Consider the following 17,069-nt stretch of genomic DNA (forward strand, 5'->3'; position numbering starts at 1 on the left):
TTCATTTAGTTAAATTATTTTCTACAAATTCCCAATTGATCATATGCTTAATAAAAATGTCAACGTAATCAGGACGTTTGTTACGATAATCAATATAATAAGCATGCTCCCAAACATCACATGCAAGAAGCGGTTGCATACCATTTGCTATAGGCGTACCAGCATTTGCAGTTTTTACAATCTGTAATCTGTTATTATGATATACAAGCCAAGCCCAGCCACTACCAAACTGCCCCGTTGCTTCTGCTTTAAACTGTTCACAAAACTCTTCAAAACTACCAAAATCGTCATTAATTTGCTTTAATATTTTACCACTTGGCTTTCCTCCACCATTCGGCTTTATTGAATGCCAAAAAAATGTATGATTCCAAACCTGTGCAGCATTATTAAAAATTGCAATATTTTGATTTTGCGATGACCAGTCTATAATTTCTTCTAAATTCTTTTTTTGTAGTTCTTCTTTATCTTTTAGCAAATTATTTAAATTCTGCACGTAAGCATTATGGTGTTTACCATGATGGTACTCAAAAGTTTCAGCAGTAAAATGTGGTTTAAAACTTTCTTTGTCATAAGGTAAATTAGGTAGCACAAAAGGATAGGAAGTTTGATTAGATTTATCACAATAAGTCATGTTATTTTTCTCCTGTTTTATTATTAGTCTCTAGAAAAAATATATAGAGAATAGCTTTTTGTACGAACAACCAAAAAAACTTATATCATATATAAGCATACTGTATTTGGTAGAATATTAAAACTAATAAAATTACTTTCAAGTGTTTTTAGCATTAAATTATTTTAACTTTTTCTTGACTTACATATTAATATCCTTTAGTAAAGGACCGTATTTTATGGTTTTTAACTTAAATTGGAGAATAAATTATGTATATACCTAAAGTTTTTAAATGTGTTATGCCTGTAGGTTTAACCGAAATTACCAGTAATTTAGGTAATAATATGAAATATGCAATTTCTCAAATAGCCAGCAAAACATTTCTGTCTGTTTATACAACAAATGATGATGGAGAATTCAGAGAAGGTTATTCCGCTAATATTTTATCATGTGATTTACCGCAGATTTATAAGGATAGTAAGCAAGAAGGAGCAAGTTTAACAACAGTATTTAAGAATTGTGGTAATAGAAATGCAATACATGAAATAGCGGGTCTTATTAATGAAGATGGTCAAAATCATGTTATTTTAAATCAAGCTGCAACTGTTTCTCAAAATGATACAGCTACTGTTTTAGACGAACTTTATGAGGTAATGGATACTAGATTATCTTCAAATGGTACTATTTCTTATTTAGGTTTAGAAGATTGTAGCCCTGAAACAGCTAATAATGCACTTCAACAATTTAAAGATTATTTAATAAGCTTGATACCTACCACCACCACAACTACAACAACAACGACTACAGAGTCACCTATTGATAAGGGTTGGGATATTAAAAATCATCTTAATATTACTTCAAATGATGCATATGAAGCGGGAAAAAAGTTTCTACATATGTTAGGTGTTTCCGTTCCAGACACTACAACTCCTCCTACAACTGCAGGAACTCCTAACGATGATACAAATGATGGTGGCTATACAGCTGCTTATATTATTACTACCTTAGCAGGAGGAATAGTATTAGGGGGATTACTAGGATATGGGATTAAGCGTGGAATAGATTGGTATAAAGGGAAAAATAAGATAAATCATGATGAAGAAAATCTATTATTAGAAACAAGCAATAATACTTACCAAATAAAAAAATTCATACCAACACTGATACAAAGCCTTAAGGAATTATCAAAAAGTGAAGAGAGATATGAAGAAATAGAAGACAATACGAATTCAGAATTAAACTACGATCTACTTGTTAAGTTATTAGAGAAATTTAATAATACTTTAAAAAATACTCCAGACATATTGCAAATATTAAACGAATTAAAGGGAATTATAAATCAACAACACGAATTAAGTTCAAATATTAGTCAACAAATTTTACATACGTTACAAGATACATTACAACATGATTCAAAGTCTCCAATTATTACTTCTTCTGATTCCCCTATGCATACATCAGGAGATCATGGATTAAATAATTTTTCTAACTCCGGTCATGATACTCATACTTCAGATGAAATGGTATCATTAGGAAACGTAGCAGACAGCCACTAATAGCTATTTGTGGAATGAAAAATACCCTAAGGTAGTCCTGCCGTGGCTTGGGAATTAAATCCAAAAAAACAACTAAAAATATCAATATTTATTGATATTTTTAACTGGATCTAGTTCCCAAGCAACTAGATGACACCGTGGGCGTTTTTCGATCCACGCGGGCAATACCGCCACGGCATGACACCGAACGTGCTTTCTGACCCATGTGGACAACGCTAATCTTTTTAGTTCGCCAAGAGAAATGCCTTTTCAAGAGGTAATAATTTGAGACCTGGTAACATTGGCATAATTAATTTTATTCCGGCTTTTTCGTTGCTGTTACCATGCACTAAGATAAAAGAACCATCTTGAACTTTTTCACCTTTTGCAAGCCAAGCATCGCTTCCGAGCGGAATAAATCCAAAATCTTTTAGCTTTTCTATTAATGTTTGATCTGAAACTAAACCGGGAAAACGAAAGAAAGGTGACGGAGCAATATTATGGCCAACTAATACTTTCCCTGCTTCAAGAACCTCTATTTCAAAATTTTCTTTATTAGAGAGAAGAAAATTATTCTCAAGAGGTTTATCCTTGAAATACGGGTGGCTAAATGAATGATTAACCCAAGTAATTTGTAAATGACCTTTTTCTTGCTGCTGCACTAACCATAAAAATTCTTTCTCATGTTTGTTAATCCATAAACCTGAAACGCATATAGCAATTGGAATAGGTTTATTTAACTTAACAGATAGCTCAACAAGTTTGTTAAAAAATTCTTCCTCAAAGCTTTTAGAAGAAGGACACATATCAATTGTAAGAAATTGTCCTTTCACCTCATACATTGAATGAGTAGCACCATAATTTTGCTGCACATAAGGTGGCTTTGTATATTTATTTAAAGCTTTGATATAAGGAGTATTACCTAATTTTTTTAGCAGATTTTGTTTTTCTGCTTCATTTCTAGGTAACTTCACTTGGTCTTGCGGAATTAGAGCAGTTTTAAAGGAATTTGGATCGACTAAAACAAAATATTTTTTAGAATTAGTTAAGTACGAACGTATAGCAATTTTTGTTTCTTTATCGCTAGTGATTACAGGCAAAAAGACCGATTTATAGTCAACTATCCTTTCATTTGCATAGCTCGAATTAAAAAACAATATTATAAAAATAAAACTTAAAACTTTTCTCATTACTCTCTATTTATAACGCTTGTATAAAACTCCACAATCTTATCTTTTACTGCTATTGGATCATTCATTAAATTAACAGCTCCCCTAAATTCTGCCGAGTTAGGCAGCCCGCTACTATACCAACCCATATGTTTACGAGCGATAGGTACGCCTGCAGATTCGCCATAATAATCAACGATAGTCTGATAATGCTCAAGCACTATATCTAGCTGACTCTCTATAGATGGTGCCGGTTTTTCCTCGCCTGTTTTAAGGTAGTGGTCAATTTGTGAAATAAGCCAAGGTTTGCCATATGCCCCTCTACCGACCATAACCCCGTCCGCACCGGATTTCTCTAATGCTTCTTTAGCTTTGGCAAAATTAGTGATATCGCCGTTAGCTATAACCGGAATTTTTACTGCCTCTTTAACGTTTTTGATAAACTCCCAATCGGCTTTACCTGAATAAAATTGGCATCTGGTTCTACCGTGAACTGTCACCATTTGAATTCCTGATCTTTCTGCAATTTTAGCTAGAGTTGGAGCGTTTTTTGTCTGATCGTCCCAGCCCATACGCATTTTGACAGTTACAGGAATTTTTACTGCTTTAACCGCTGCTTCAAAAATTTTAGCTGCAAGCCCCTCATCCCTCATCAAAGCCGAACCTGAATAGCCGTTTACAACTTTTTTCGCCGGACAGCCAAAATTCAGATCAATAATCTTTGCTCCCATATCCTCGTTCATCTTAGCAGCTTCAGCTATAACGTTCGGCTCACAACCGGCAAGCTGCACGCAGGCACTTGTTGCATCGTCTTGCATAATAGAACATTTTTGCAGTGATTGCCTAGATTCTACAATCATTGCTCTGCTTGCAATCATTTCCGACACCACAAGCCCTGCTCCGAATCTTTTCACTAATCTTCTAAATTCTAAATCCGTTACACCAGACATCGGAGCAAGGATTACGTTTGAAGAAAGTTCAATATTACCAATTTTTATCATAGAAAATGCTATATAAATAATTACGCATTATACTATAATTTCTTATTTTTGTCTAATACTAGTAAATTAAGAATAGACAAAAGCCAATTAATCTATTATAAGGATTAGATTACTTTTCTAGATAAAACGAGTACATACTCAAATGATTTAGAGAATTGGAATGTAAAACAAGGGGCGAACACGCGGAGCCTATACTTAATAGGTGAGCATGTGAGTTCCTAGAGCTTTGCAGAGCCAATTTTTCAAATAAAACGAGTATATTTGGCCATGTAGCTCAGTTGGTAGAGCAAAGGACTGAAAATCCTTGTGTCGTTGGTTCGATTCCGACCATGGCCACCACTTCTTAATCACTCCCCATTAATTAGCTTTTTAAAGTAATTGATTTTATAAGACCAGAAATAATTTTCATTACTTTTTAAGACTTTTATATCTAGAGCAAAATCATTCTAATCATAGATGAAAATTAGCTTTACAAAACTACTGCCAAGTTGTAAATATAGACAATTTGTATAAACTTAAGGATGAAAATAAAGTAGAATTTATAGCTAATAGGCGAATAACATGTAATAACTTTTTTGGTTTATAAGGTAGTAATTAATGCATATATTATTTATTGACGAGTCAGGTGATCACAATCTTACAAAGATTGACCCTTCGTATCCTATTTTTGTACTTGGAGGTGTAATTATAGAAAAAAATTATGCTGATAATGAATTAATATATGAAATGAATAAATTTAAGCAAAAAGTTTTTGGTACTACAGATATTATTGTCATTGTCAAATAAAAAGGGACCACTAAATTACGTGAAAAAGGGACCACTTTATTTAAAATTTTTTATGTCATATTACCTCCAGATTTATAGTTATTAATACGATAACTTTTACCTGTGATGTTTAGTATATGTGCATGATGTACTACTCGATCAATAATTGCATGAGTTAATAACTCATCAGCAAATATTTCATTCCATCTTTCAAAATCCTTGTTTGTGGTGATAATGGTAGATTTATTTTCATATCGTTTAGCAATAATATTAAAAAAATCATCTACTGAATGTTTTGGTAATTGCTTAAAACCTAACTCATCAAGAATTAATAAGTCAAATGATAAGAGTAATTTAACTTTTTTGTGATAGCTATTATCTGCTCTTGCAATATGTAAATTATAAAGCATATCCGATACCGTAGTAAAATATACAGAGTATTCTCGTGTTAAAGCTTTTAATGCTAATCCAATAGCAAGATGAGTTTTGCCAGTTCCAGAATTACCTATGAATATGACATTGCCCTTAGTATTAATATAATCACAAGTAGATAAATCACTTATTACTTTGGTATCAATACTTGGTTGGAACTGAAAATCAAAGTCTTCTAAATTTTTAGTTACCGGTAATTTAGCAGCATTTTTACGACGACGGTAATTATTATCCTTACGGTGAGATTTTTCATCTTCACATAATAGTGAGAGAAATTCTTTAAATCCTAGTTTATTATTTTGAGCATAAATAATCCTTTCATTTAAGCTATTGACTATACCTGATAATCTAAAACTACGTAGGTCATTAAGCAAGTTCTGCATTCTGACCTCCAAACTCTGGCAATGGTAAGTTTACTGCATTACTATTTAAGATATTCTTAATTTTAGAGTAAGAACTTATACCGTAATGTAATGCTCTATGACAGGCTTTATCTATTAACTCATCATTGTAAACCTTACGTAAAGAAATAATACCTCTGGCACAACGTTGCCAATCATTTACTCGTGTTTGTTGTAATAACTCTAATAATAAACTGCAATTATTGCCTATCTGCTGCATTTGTTGTTGATAATGTTCGCTATATTCTATAAAACCTGGGCATAGACGTTTATATTTGGCATAATGAGACGGATTAGTGGTAAATATTCCTTTGCCATCTACTCTAACGTGCCTTGCTATTAAATCATTTTGTATAGAAAATATTTGAACAAGGTTTGGTGATAATTGTACCAATACTTCACTGTATATATATTTTGCTGGTACGGAATAATAATTATTATCTATGGTGATATGACAATCTTTTGCTACTTTTCGATTATGCCACGATGATAAATCAAACGTTTCTAATGGTAAGGGCATTAAATTATTACTTTCTTCTTGCTCAAATAGTTCCTGAGGAATTTTTTTAGTAGTACCATGTATTCGGTTATTTGCTTTATTTAACCAGTTTGCAAGATCGTGTATTAATTCTTCATATCTATGAAATTTACGTCCAGCAAAAAAATTATTTTTGACATACTTTATGCCTGATTCTACTTTGCCTTTTTCTTGAGGTTGATATATACGACAAGGAGAAAGTAAAATCCCATAATGATCAGCTAAACGTTTGTATTCCTTCTGATATACAGGCTCATAGAAATTGCTATCTACCACCCCAGCTTTAAGATTATCAAGTTTTATTACTTTTGGACTACCAGCAAAATAATTAAATGCATTGATATGACATTGTATCCATGTTTTACAACTTTGATCAAACACTACTTCATAATAATCAAGGCGACTATAGCTTAAACGCATATTAAACACATATGCTTTAACTCTACGCCCTTGGGCATTATACTGTAAGCCTATGTCACCAAAATCTACTTGTGCTTCCTCTCCTGCTAAAGTATGAAAACGAATGCAACTGTTATTCTGAATCTTATATTTTTTGATATAACGGGTTAGCGAACCATAACTTTTTGTATAACCTTGAATTTTTAACTCTTCAAAAATTCTTATGTAACTTAGATTCTTTTCTAATAACTCAATTATTTGTTCGTGCCAAGAATCCAGTGCTGAAGATCGTTCATAGGGTGCAGGATATTCTGTACCAGACTCTACGTAACGATTTATTATTTTTCTTACTGTTTTACGGTCTATCCTTGTTAGTTTGGCAATATTTCTTTGACTGTTGCCTTGCTTATAAAGGGTGATAATTGTTGTGTACATATTTATTCTTATCATTGTATCACTAGATATTTATTTTAATTAATTATCTAGTGAATATTGCACATTATAACCTTATTAGGTTACACCAAATTCTCTGGTCCCTTTTTCGTGCAATTTAGTGGTCCCCTTTACTTTAGCAATGACAATATTATATTGCATACTGCAGAAATATGCCGTAATAAAAACAAATTTTTATGTCTCAAAGATAAAGGTTTTAGAGAGTTTTTTTATCAAGAATTGAATAACTTAATGAATAGGCTGCAATATAAAGTAGTTGCTTGTGTAATTCATAAAAATAAGCATTTAGATAGTTATGGCTTTGCTGCACTTGATCCATATATTTTGAGTTTGAATATATTATTAGAACGTTTTGGTTATGAATTATCAAAAGGGAATCAAGGCGTAGTAGTTGCTGAAAGTCGTAATATTGTTTTAGATAATCAATTAAAAATAGCTTGGGAAAATTTAAAAATACAGGGTACAAGACATTTTAAAGCAAAATATTTAAAAAAACGTATTTGTGACTTCAAGTTAGAGAATAAAAAAAATAATATTGCAGGATTACAATTGGCAGATTTAGTAGTATCGCCTATAGGGCGTTATATAATCGGTAAAAAGGTTCAGGAAGATTTTCAAATTATTAAACAAAAATTCAGAAAAAATGATAAGGGAATTTATGATGGGTATGGATTAGTAGTTTTACCTAAATAACCAGCGTTGATAGCGGTCGTTACCCGCTACGCAGTTAACGACCTTGAGCTAATAGTAACATAAATTAATGCTATGTGCAATAATCATTTTATTTTCCTACATTGATCAGCTTTTTTAAATAATTGATTTTATAAGACCAGAAATAATTTTCATTACTTTTTAAGGCTTTTATATCTAGAGCAAAATCATTCTCATCATAGATGAAAATTTTAATTAATTTGAGGTAGGATAAAGTACCAAAAATAATAACGCCAGTTTAGGATAAGGAGGTCTGAGGATAAGCAAGTAGTGTTAGAAATTTTTTAGATTTATTGAAATTAAAAGCATTTACGCAAGAAAGTATATGAACTAAGAAATTAATAGGGGAGCGATGTCTTGAATGTTCAAGGTTCATGCTGTTTTTTAGTACATTAAATACTGATTCAATTATTGATCTGCTTTTTAAGAGTATTTTATCTTCTATATCTAATAAATGATTTTTCATATCCTTGCGAATCCCAGTAAATAACCGTAGCCCACGACTAAATAATTTAGCGGACATTTCCTTAGAAATATAAGCCTTGTCTCCAAATAATTTACCCCATAATCCTTTGGTAATTGAGTCTACAGCAGATAAATCACTAGCATTACCCTTTGTTATTTTAATTGCCATAATCTGACCTTTATTATTAATTACAATATGTAATTTAAATCCCATAAACCATCCGTAACTACTCATACCTATTTTAGCAATGCCACTAAACACTTTATTATTATTTGTACGTTTTGCATGACATATCGATAATTTGGTTGAATCAACAAAATATATACCAGTCTCATCTCCTGTAAATAATTGTAACATTATAGTTAAAGGTAATACTAATCTTGGCCACAACTGGATTATCCGACTGTAACTAGGAAGACTAAAATATCCTCTATATTTACATGATAGATGATATAAATAATAATTCTTAAAATCTTTGCATGGAGATATATAAAAATATAATACTATAGTTATATAGTTCTGAAAGCCTTAAACTCCCTGATCTCCTACGCTTCCTAACGCTGGTGGGTATTAATTTGCTTTCTTCCCATTCTTCGTAAACTTTACAATAATTATCTATTATACAAAATAGAGTTATGATACATCTTTTCATTGTTGAGTGCATATTTTTTTGATTCAAAATCTATGTAACTCAACACTCCTCTCTTGTAAATACCCTGCTTTATTATCTTTATTCCTTACACTCTTATCCTAAACTGGCGTTACGAAGTAATTGCCACGCGGTCTACGACCGCTCGCAATGACGGTTTTAATAATACTCCAATTTTCTCCGGACACTACTGCGCCTACGCGGGAATGACATAGAATAATAACTGTCCGGTACTATAAGACAAGCAACTAGATGACACCGATCACGTTTTTCGATGTAGGCAATGCCGTTATAAGGTAATATAGGAAACTAGTCCACACAAACAATACTTACTTCTTTGCATATAATAAGTACTAATTATGCATTAACTAAGATAGATGTTTGGTGATTATTATCTTATCTATCCCGTAATTAAGTTGCGGGATAAGTTAACCACCCTGCATTGCAAATGCAGGGCTTAAGATTATGGCATCAATGCCTTAGCTATAGCTAGTTTTCAACTTGAAAGTTTCCAAACTTATCATCTCTCGATTCATGTTTATCAATATAATCCTTGATCATTTGGTCAGTCACATTGCCTGTGGTTCTGACAAAATATCCAACAGCCCATAAGTGTTTACCCCAATACTGTTTCCGTAATTCTGGAAATTCCTGCTGAATCTTCCTTGAACTCTTTCCTTTTAGATACTGTACCACCTTACTAATACTTTGATAAGGTGGCACAGATACATAGATATGTACGTGATTTGAAGCTATCTTCCCTCTTAATATCTCTACTCCATTATCCTTACATATCTCTTGGGTTAGGTCCTTGACTCTCCTACCAATATCACCAACCAATATATTATATCGATATTTAGTCACCCATACTATATGATAAGTGCAATCGTAAACTGTGTGGCTTATCTTCTTGTAATACTGCATCTCTACATTCTATATGTTAAAACGACGCACTGCAAGTGCGGGGTTTTTCTCCCAAATTTGGGACAATAAAATGAGTATATATTAATCTCTTCTGTTGCCTAAAAATCTCATTAGATATAAGAAAAGATTTATGAAGTCTAGATATAATGTAAAAGCTGCCATAATAGAAAGCTTTTGTCCTGTTTCATCATTTCCTGCCATGTAATACATAGATTTAATTTTTTGAGTATCCCAAGCAATTAAACCCATAAATACAACTATTCCTATGAGAGAAGTAGCAAAAGAAAGACCTGAACTTTTTAGGAACATATTAACTAATGAAGCAATTATAAGACCTATAAGACCCATTGCACAAAATGAACCCATAGATGTTAAATCTCTACTTGTGCTATAGCCATATAGACTCATTGCTCCAAAAACAGAAGCACAAATAAAGAAAGTACGAGCTATTGACTCACCAGTATAGACAAGAGCTAAATATGCAAGAGACATACCTGTTAAAGCGGCATAAACCCAAAATAATATTTGTGCTGTTTGCAAGTTCATACGCCCAAATCCCATAAAGAAATATAAAGCGATGCCAAGAGGAGCAAACATTATAAGCGTTCCAAAACCTGTTTGAAACATTAAATTATATAAAGGCTCAACTGATATAGTTGTTACCGCAGCTATGCCGGTTAGTAATAATGCTAAAGCCATATAATTATATACTTTAAGCATATATTTTCTTAGACCTTCATCAAAAGTTTTGTTTTTAGATGATGAAGCTGTCAAAGTTTTTGTATAATCGATCATAAGAAACCTTAAGATTATGTTTATATAGTATAAATATAGTCCTTTAAATGGGCTTTTTCAAGTGATAATTAATTAAATTTTTATAAAAATCGAGCATAGAATATAAACCAGCTTGTTTATCTTGTAGCCAGATTGCCGCCCTTATTGCCCCATCGGCAAAAGAATTCTTGTTAAGAGCTTCATGCTTCAAAGTGATAGTTTCATCATCGCCTAAGAAAAATATTTCATGAGTGCCGTGTACATTACCACCACGAAGCGAAGAAATACCAATTTCATTATTTCTTCTTGTTTTATTACCTCGGTTAAATGTTATATCTAGTTCTTTTTCAGCTGTAATCATTTCAGCAAGCATAATAGCAGTGCCTGAAGGAGCATCTTTTTTAGCACGATGATGAGCTTCTAAAATCTCGATATCGTAATCATCCAATATTTTTGTTGCTTCTTTTGCTAAATAACCGAGTAAATTAGCACCTATACTCATATTTGCAGAATATAAAATAGGTAAGGTTTTTGCTGCTTTTTCTAAAAGTTTAAACTGTGAGGAAGTAAGACCGGTAGTTCCAATTACTAATTTGGTATCATATTTTAAAGCACTATCAACCAATTTTTCTAATATTTCAGGAGTAGAGAAATCAATAACTATGTCAGAATTTTTACATAAATCATTTAGCTCATGTAAATCACGGGTGCTATTAAATTTTGCTGAAATTTTACAATTTTTAAAGTTATCTATTCTCTCTAAAATAGTTCTACCCATTTTACCGGTAGCACCGCTAAGACCTATATTTATAATCATATTAATTTTATGTAAGATTTATGATGATATATTAAAGGTTTTGAGTCGTTTTTAATAGCAGTATTTATTACTTTACCAATAAATATAACATGATCACCGCCATCATAGGTGGCATGTTTTAGGCATTCTATATGACAAATAGCTCCATTTATTAAAGGACAAGAAGTAGCAGGTCCAAGTTCATAGGAAATTGCTGCAAATTTATCAGTATGTGATTTTGCAAAATGTTCTGAAATATCAACTTGATTGTCTGCTAAAATACTAATGGCAAATTTACTACTGTTTTCAAAACCTTTTATGCTAAAAGAATTTTTATTGAGACAAAATAATATTAATGGAGGTTTTAAAGATACAGAGGTGAAAGAACTAGCAGTAAAGCCAAAAAACTTATTATTTAAATTAGTAGTTATGATTGTCACTCCGGCAGGGAAACAGCTCATAGCATCTTTAAATTGATTTTCTGTTACTGTCCCAGCCATTTCTTCATAATTTTATTGATAGTACCATCTTTTTTCAATGAATCTATTGCTTCATTAATTTCTTTAATTAACCCTGAATGTTTAGACAAGCCTAAAGCAAATTCCGAAGAAAATTCCTCTAAAGTATAACTTGCTAAATTTGGATTTGCTTCTTGTAACTTTTTATTTTGAAACTCTTCGGAAATAATAACATCTACGACTTTAGCTTTTAATTCTTCAACTAACATTAAACTATTTGCTAAGGAATGAACTTTAATATTCATTGTTTTAGAAAGCTCTTCAGCTTTTTTTTCTAATACACTACCTAATTGCACACCAATTATTTTGTTATCTAAATCACCAATACTTTGTACATTGTCCTCTAACCTGTATAATACAGCAAATTTTGCTGTAGCATAATTATCGGAAAAGCTGATATATTCCGCACGTTCTGGTGTTACTGAAAGTTCTGCAACTGCAATATCGATATTTTCGCTTACCAAAGCTGCAAGTAAGCCATTAAAGTCAAAGTTTTTTATAATGACTCTTTTATTTAAACGCTCGCCTATTGCGTTGATAATATCTATATCAATCCCAACAATTTCACCATTTTGAATAAATTCATAGGGTGGATTGTCTGCTGAAGTTCCAACGATTAAAGTTGCTTCTTGCTCTTTTTTTTCACAAGAAATTAATAATAAAGATAATAAAAGTACTTTAAGAAAATTCATAAAAAGTAATATTTTAATTTGAATGTTTTTTATCGTGTATCCTGTCATTGCGAGGAGCGTAGCGACGAAGCAATCTCAGAAAGTCTCATGAGATTGCCGCGCTCCTTTTAGTCGCTCGCAATGACGCTAACCAAGCTTATCCTTCAACAGCTCATTCACAAGCCCAGGGTTTGCCTTACCGCCGGTTTTTTTCATTACTTGACCAACGAAAAAGCCGAATAATTTATCCTTACCGCCTCTATATCCTTCAACCGAATCAGGGTTTTCGCTGATTACTTCGTCAATTACAGCATTTAGTACATTAGAGTCTGAAACTTGTACTAAGCCTTGTTCTTCTACAATTTTATCAGCTGCTTTACCGGTTTCAAACATAATTTCGAAAACAGTCTTAGCAATTTTACCGGATATGGTATTATCTTCTATCAATTTAATTAATTTTGCAAAATCGTTAGGCGTAATTTTACACTCGCTTATTTCGGTCGAAGCTTTATTAAGCTGTCCAAACAATTCATTAATTAACCAGTTAGCAAGCAGTTTAGGATCACATTTATTTGCTGCTTCTTCGAAATATTTAGCAGCCGACTCATCAGCTACGATTACTTCAGCATCATATTTGCTTAAACCGAATTTGGTTATATATTTATCTATTTTCTGATCCGGTAGCTCAGGCAAGCTTGCTTTTAATTCATTTATCAGCTCATCAGAAAGAATAACCGGCAATAAATCAGGATCAGGGAAATAGCGATAATCAGCTACTTCTTCTTTCGAACGCATAGTTCTTGTCTCACCGCTATCAGCATTAAATAAACGTGTTTCCTGAATTACAGATTCACCATTTTCAATCAAATCTACTTGCCTTTTAGCTTCAAACTCTATAGCTCTGACAATATTACGTATTGAGTTGATATTCTTAATTTCGCATCTCGTCCCAAGCGGCTCTCCCTTGCGTCTTACCGACACATTAGCATCACAACGCATAGAACCTTTTTCCATATCCCCATCACAGCTACCAACATAACGAAGCAAGCTTCTGAGCTTCTTAACAAACTCTGCTGCTTCATCGGGTGAAGATATATCAGGTTCAGTTACGATTTCCATAAGTCCAATACCTGCACGGTTTAAATCTATAAAGCTATAATGCGGTGATTGATCATGCATAGACTTGCCAGCATCTTGCTCTAAATGCAGGCGATTAATACGGATAGTTTTCAGCTCACCAGTACTTGTTGGTATTTCCATAGTACCATCCTGCACTATCGGATAATAAAACTGAGAGATCTGGTAACCTTGCGGCAGATCAGCGTAAAAATAATTTTTACGGTCAAATACCGAATATTTATTTACCTTTGCCTTAAGTCCAAGACCTGTTTTAATCGCTTGATGAACACAATACTTATTAAGCACTGGTAGCATACCTGGCATTGCCGCATCAACGTAAGATACTTGTGAATTTGGGCTTGCTGCAAATGTTGTACCGCTGCCTGAAAAAAGCTTAGATTTTGAGGAAATTTGAGCATGAATTTCAAGCCCAATTACATATTCCCATTTTCCGCTACTACCTTCAATATATGCCATAATTAAAATCCTTTCGGCTCAAATTTAATATGTTTAACACCCCTGACTCTATAGCAGATGCTACTCTTAAAACATTATATTCGTCTAATTGCTTACCTATAACTTGCATACCAAGCGGTAGCCCTCTGTTTGATAAGCCTGCCGGTACTGAAACACAAGGCAGCCCTGCCAAACTTGCAGGAATGGTAAATAGATCATTTAAATACATAATAGTTGGATCATTTTGTTTTTCACCGATTCTAAATGCTTCTGTTGGAGCAGATGGCAGTAAAATAGCATCTACTTTTGCAAAAGCATTATTAAAATCATCAGCAACAAGCCTACGCACTTTTTGTGCTTTTAAATAATATGCATCCATAAAGCTAGAAGAAAGTACATATGTCCCGATCATGATACGGCGTTTTACTTCATCACCAAAACCGGACGATCTCGTTATTTCATACATCTCGTCTAAGCTCATATTTTCTTTCTCTACTCTAAGCCCGTATCTTACGCCGTCATATCTAGATAAGTTTGAAGAGGCTTCAGCAGGTGCTATAACATAATAAACAGCAACGCCATATTTAGCATGCGGCAGAGAAATATCGATTATTTCAGCACCGGCATTTTTAAGCAGCTCTATAGTAGAGTGCCACATCTTCATAATATCAGGTTCGATAATTCCGCCCTCTCCAAGACTTAGAGGTACGCCTATTTTCATGCCTTTTATAGAACTTCCGATAGCAGGTTGTAATTGCGGTACTTCTGCCTTAATAGAAGTAGAATCTCTTTCGTCAAAACCCATCATTGCTTCAAGCATAATAGTGCTATCTAAAACGCTTCTAGTAAATATACCAGCTTGATCAAGAGAGCTTGCAAACGATACCATACCATATCTTGAGCAGCGTCCATATGTAGGCTTGAACCCAACTAAACCGGTAAAGCTTGCTGGCTGACGCACCGAACCGCCTGTATCACTACCAAGAGCAGCGGTAGCCATAAAGCCGCTTACTGCCGCAGCTGATCCGCCCGAGGAACCACCTGGAACTAAATCAGCATTATCGTCGTTTGCTTTCCATGGGCTAATTACATTACCAAAACAGCTAGTAATATTTGCTGATCCCATAGCGAACTCGTCCATATTAGTTTTGCCGAGCATCACGCCGCCTTTATTAAAAATATTCTGCGTAACACCTGACTCGTAATTAGGAATAAACTCTCTTAATATATTAGAACAAGCAGTGGTTCTAATCCCTTTTGTACAAAAAAGATCTTTAGCAGCGAAAGGTATTCCCTCAAGAGTTCTCGGCTGATTCTTGGCATAATTTTGATCAGCTGCTTCTGCTTGCTTTAAAGCTAAATCAAAAGTCTCTGTAACATAAGCATTTAGGTTTTTATGTTTTTCTATTTGCTTAATATGAGCATTAACTAATTCTTTGCTGGTAAATTCTTTATTTTTTAAGCCTTTTAGGCTATCTGCTACACTTAACTTATTTAATTCCGTCATATTATTCAACAACCTTTGGAGTAATAAAATATTTCACTTCTTTAGCAAGCTGCCGGCTAGCACCTTGAACATTATCAAATAATTCATTTGAATGGTCTTTGCTTGTAACTTCATCAGGTCGCATTCTTGCTTGCATATCACAAACAGAAGTTAAAGGCTTAACATCGGTGCAATCTATTTCATTTAGAATATCGATCATATCCATTATAGAGCTAAGCCTGCTAGAGAATTCCTCTACCTTATCTTCCTCAAATTTAAGCCTTGCAAGCTTTGCTATTTTTTTTACTTCTTCTTTTGTAATCATAATTTATTTTGTTTTCTTATATTTTAGTCTCTAATTCTCATTTAATAATTAGGGTAGGCGAAGATCAACTTCAAAAAGAGCAAGGAATCCACAAGTGCAAGGAACGGAACGTAGATAAACTACGTGAGTACCGCAGTACTTGTAGGATGACGTAGCCAATTTTTGAAGTTCATCGGACTACACAGTCATTATTTCTTGCTCTTTCTGCTTTATCGCCGAATCAACTTTGCTACTATATTCATCAGTTAGTTTTTGTACCTGTTCTGCTAAACTATGATGTTCATCTTTTGCTATAATATTATCTTTTTCCATTTTTTTAAGTTCTTCATTGCCGTCTCTTCTAATATTACGCAATGAAATTTTAGTATCTTCACCATATTTATGAGCAAGTTTTGCAAGTTCTTTACGTCTTTCTTCCGTTAAAGCTGGTATAGGTAGTCTAATTAATTGCCCATCTGATGATGGAGTTAAACCAAGATTTGCTACTGTAATTGCTTTTTCTACTGATGATACCATAGATTTATCCCAGACCTGCACGTTAATTGTTCGTGCATCTGGAGTTGTCAGAGAGGCAACTTGTGAGAGTGGCATTCTATCGCCATAAGCTTCTACAGTTACGCTATCAAGTAAATTAACTGAAGCTCTACCAGTACGAAGCCCTTTAAGCTCATGATCTAAAACTTTTAAAGCCTTATCCATTTTTTCTTGTAAATTTTTCTTAAGAGTTACTTTATCCATAATTTTTCATCCATATGTTATTATATAAGTTGTGGTATTATCGTCATTGCGAGGATATGCATAGTAGAGGGCGGAGGCAGTCTCGGGACGCTTGATAAGATTGCCGCGTCGCTTCGCTCCTCGCAATGACGTT

General features: G+C 33.3%; 17 protein-coding genes, 1 tRNA gene and 1 pseudogene. 4 read left to right on the forward strand and 15 right to left on the reverse strand.

Going from position 1 to position 17,069, the window contains the following annotated elements; all coding sequences use genetic code 11:
- Position 1: 1 nt before the first annotated feature.
- The gene (locus AAGD54_RS07395; RefSeq protein ID WP_341788415.1) at positions 2–631 is read right to left on the reverse strand and encodes a superoxide dismutase; all 630 of its coding nucleotides are present in this window, start codon (positions 629–631) and stop codon (positions 2–4) included.
- 248 nt (positions 632–879) lie between these two features.
- On the opposite strand from AAGD54_RS07395, the gene AAGD54_RS07400 reads away from it, so the two are divergent.
- Positions 880–2,166, forward strand: coding sequence for a DUF5460 family protein (locus AAGD54_RS07400; protein WP_341794495.1), 1,287 nt, complete (start codon positions 880–882; stop codon positions 2,164–2,166).
- A gap of 224 nt (positions 2,167–2,390) precedes the next feature.
- Here the strand turns inward: AAGD54_RS07400 and AAGD54_RS07405 are convergent, their stop codons facing one another.
- Together AAGD54_RS07405 and dusB are read right to left on the reverse strand one after the other, a co-directional pair.
- Positions 2,391–3,335 carry a hypothetical protein gene (locus tag AAGD54_RS07405; RefSeq protein ID WP_341794496.1) on the reverse strand — a complete coding sequence of 315 codons (945 nt, stop codon included), beginning with the start codon at positions 3,333–3,335 and terminating at the stop codon, positions 2,391–2,393.
- A complete protein-coding gene (gene dusB, locus AAGD54_RS07410; RefSeq protein ID WP_341788418.1) occupies positions 3,335–4,315 on the reverse strand; it encodes a tRNA dihydrouridine synthase DusB in 981 nt (326 codons plus the stop codon). Before dusB ends, AAGD54_RS07405 begins: the two co-directional genes overlap by 1 nt.
- Before the next feature lie 263 nt (positions 4,316–4,578).
- Between dusB and AAGD54_RS07415 the strand changes: the two genes are divergently transcribed.
- Positions 4,579–4,654 (forward strand) — tRNA-Phe (locus tag AAGD54_RS07415).
- A gap of 258 nt (positions 4,655–4,912) precedes the next feature.
- The gene (locus tag AAGD54_RS07420; protein WP_341794497.1) at positions 4,913–5,101 is read left to right on the forward strand and encodes a DUF3800 domain-containing protein; all 189 of its coding nucleotides are present in this window, start codon (positions 4,913–4,915) and stop codon (positions 5,099–5,101) included.
- Positions 5,102–5,151: 50 nt separating this feature from the next.
- Here the strand turns inward: AAGD54_RS07420 and istB are convergent, their stop codons facing one another.
- Both istB and istA read right to left on the reverse strand, forming a co-directional pair.
- The gene (gene istB, locus AAGD54_RS07425) at positions 5,152–5,895 is read right to left on the reverse strand and encodes an IS21-like element helper ATPase IstB (protein ID WP_341794290.1); all 744 of its coding nucleotides are present in this window, start codon (positions 5,893–5,895) and stop codon (positions 5,152–5,154) included.
- On the reverse strand, positions 5,879–7,285 hold the full coding sequence (istA, locus tag AAGD54_RS07430; RefSeq protein ID WP_341794291.1) for an IS21 family transposase: 1,407 nt from the start codon (positions 7,283–7,285) through the stop codon (positions 5,879–5,881). Before istA ends, istB begins: the two co-directional genes overlap by 17 nt.
- A 153-nt stretch (positions 7,286–7,438) precedes the next feature.
- On the opposite strand from istA, the gene AAGD54_RS07435 reads away from it, so the two are divergent.
- The gene (locus tag AAGD54_RS07435; protein ID WP_341794498.1) at positions 7,439–7,996 is read left to right on the forward strand and encodes a DUF3800 domain-containing protein; all 558 of its coding nucleotides are present in this window, start codon (positions 7,439–7,441) and stop codon (positions 7,994–7,996) included.
- A gap of 256 nt (positions 7,997–8,252) precedes the next feature.
- On the opposite strand, the gene AAGD54_RS07440 is transcribed toward AAGD54_RS07435, so the two are convergent.
- The 10 genes and pseudogenes from AAGD54_RS07440 to frr all read right to left on the reverse strand — a co-directional run bounded on the left by AAGD54_RS07440 (position 8,253) and on the right by frr (position 16,936).
- Positions 8,253–8,993 (reverse strand): IS982 family transposase, encoded by a 741-nt coding sequence (locus tag AAGD54_RS07440; RefSeq protein WP_341795150.1) that lies wholly within the window; start codon positions 8,991–8,993, stop codon positions 8,253–8,255.
- A 625-nt stretch (positions 8,994–9,618) separates the two neighbouring features.
- Positions 9,619–10,053 (reverse strand): IS200/IS605 family transposase, encoded by a 435-nt coding sequence (gene tnpA, locus AAGD54_RS07445; protein WP_341794258.1) that lies wholly within the window; start codon positions 10,051–10,053, stop codon positions 9,619–9,621.
- A gap of 81 nt (positions 10,054–10,134) precedes the next feature.
- Entirely contained in the window at positions 10,135–10,848 is a 714-nt protein-coding gene (locus AAGD54_RS07450; RefSeq protein ID WP_341788363.1) for a Bax inhibitor-1/YccA family protein, read from the reverse strand.
- Positions 10,849–10,891: 43 nt separating this feature from the next.
- Positions 10,892–11,641: a 4-hydroxy-tetrahydrodipicolinate reductase gene (gene dapB / locus AAGD54_RS07455; protein ID WP_341789242.1), complete on the reverse strand. Its 750-nt coding sequence runs from the start codon at positions 11,639–11,641 to the stop codon at positions 10,892–10,894.
- Positions 11,641–12,123, reverse strand: coding sequence for a flavin reductase family protein (locus tag AAGD54_RS07460; RefSeq protein WP_341794499.1), 483 nt, complete (start codon positions 12,121–12,123; stop codon positions 11,641–11,643). Before AAGD54_RS07460 ends, dapB begins: the two co-directional genes overlap by 1 nt.
- Positions 12,108–12,833 (reverse strand): ABC transporter substrate-binding protein, encoded by a 726-nt coding sequence (locus AAGD54_RS07465; RefSeq protein WP_341788361.1) that lies wholly within the window; start codon positions 12,831–12,833, stop codon positions 12,108–12,110. Before AAGD54_RS07465 ends, AAGD54_RS07460 begins: the two co-directional genes overlap by 16 nt.
- 126 nt (positions 12,834–12,959) lie before the next feature.
- Positions 12,960–14,408 (reverse strand): Asp-tRNA(Asn)/Glu-tRNA(Gln) amidotransferase subunit GatB, encoded by a 1,449-nt coding sequence (gatB, locus tag AAGD54_RS07470; RefSeq protein WP_341794500.1) that lies wholly within the window; start codon positions 14,406–14,408, stop codon positions 12,960–12,962.
- Between the two features lie 2 nt (positions 14,409–14,410).
- A pseudogene (gene gatA / locus AAGD54_RS07475) lies at positions 14,411–15,894 on the reverse strand (Asp-tRNA(Asn)/Glu-tRNA(Gln) amidotransferase subunit GatA).
- A gap of 1 nt (position 15,895) precedes the next feature.
- Positions 15,896–16,198 carry an Asp-tRNA(Asn)/Glu-tRNA(Gln) amidotransferase subunit GatC gene (gene gatC / locus AAGD54_RS07480; RefSeq protein ID WP_341788358.1) on the reverse strand — a complete coding sequence of 101 codons (303 nt, stop codon included), beginning with the start codon at positions 16,196–16,198 and terminating at the stop codon, positions 15,896–15,898.
- 177 nt (positions 16,199–16,375) lie between these two features.
- Positions 16,376–16,936: a ribosome recycling factor gene (gene frr, locus AAGD54_RS07485; RefSeq protein WP_011477791.1), complete on the reverse strand. Its 561-nt coding sequence runs from the start codon at positions 16,934–16,936 to the stop codon at positions 16,376–16,378.
- Between the last annotated feature and the right edge of the window lie 133 nt (positions 16,937–17,069).

This window comes from Rickettsia endosymbiont of Rhinocyllus conicus, assembly GCF_964026465.1.
Taxonomy (GTDB): domain Bacteria; phylum Pseudomonadota; class Alphaproteobacteria; order Rickettsiales; family Rickettsiaceae; genus Rickettsia.

Coding starts and splice junctions, on each gene's coding strand:
- AAGD54_RS07395 (WP_341788415.1), bottom strand. CDS start 631: ATGACTTATTGTGATAAATCTAATCAAACTTCCTATCCTTTTGTGCTA.
- AAGD54_RS07400 (WP_341794495.1), top strand. CDS start 880: ATGTATATACCTAAAGTTTTTAAATGTGTTATGCCTGTAGGTTTAACC.
- AAGD54_RS07405 (WP_341794496.1), bottom strand. CDS start 3,335: ATGAGAAAAGTTTTAAGTTTTATTTTTATAATATTGTTTTTTAATTCG.
- dusB (WP_341788418.1), bottom strand. CDS start 4,315: ATGATAAAAATTGGTAATATTGAACTTTCTTCAAACGTAATCCTTGCT.
- AAGD54_RS07420 (WP_341794497.1), top strand. CDS start 4,913: ATGCATATATTATTTATTGACGAGTCAGGTGATCACAATCTTACAAAG.
- istB (WP_341794290.1), bottom strand. CDS start 5,895: ATGCAGAACTTGCTTAATGACCTACGTAGTTTTAGATTATCAGGTATA.
- istA (WP_341794291.1), bottom strand. CDS start 7,285: ATGTACACAACAATTATCACCCTTTATAAGCAAGGCAACAGTCAAAGA.
- tnpA (WP_341794258.1), bottom strand. CDS start 10,053: ATGCAGTATTACAAGAAGATAAGCCACACAGTTTACGATTGCACTTAT.
- AAGD54_RS07450 (WP_341788363.1), bottom strand. CDS start 10,848: ATGATCGATTATACAAAAACTTTGACAGCTTCATCATCTAAAAACAAA.
- AAGD54_RS07460 (WP_341794499.1), bottom strand. CDS start 12,123: ATGGCTGGGACAGTAACAGAAAATCAATTTAAAGATGCTATGAGCTGT.
- AAGD54_RS07465 (WP_341788361.1), bottom strand. CDS start 12,833: ATGAATTTTCTTAAAGTACTTTTATTATCTTTATTATTAATTTCTTGT.
- gatB (WP_341794500.1), bottom strand. CDS start 14,408: ATGGCATATATTGAAGGTAGTAGCGGAAAATGGGAATATGTAATTGGG.
- gatC (WP_341788358.1), bottom strand. CDS start 16,198: ATGATTACAAAAGAAGAAGTAAAAAAAATAGCAAAGCTTGCAAGGCTT.
- frr (WP_011477791.1), bottom strand. CDS start 16,936: ATGGATAAAGTAACTCTTAAGAAAAATTTACAAGAAAAAATGGATAAG.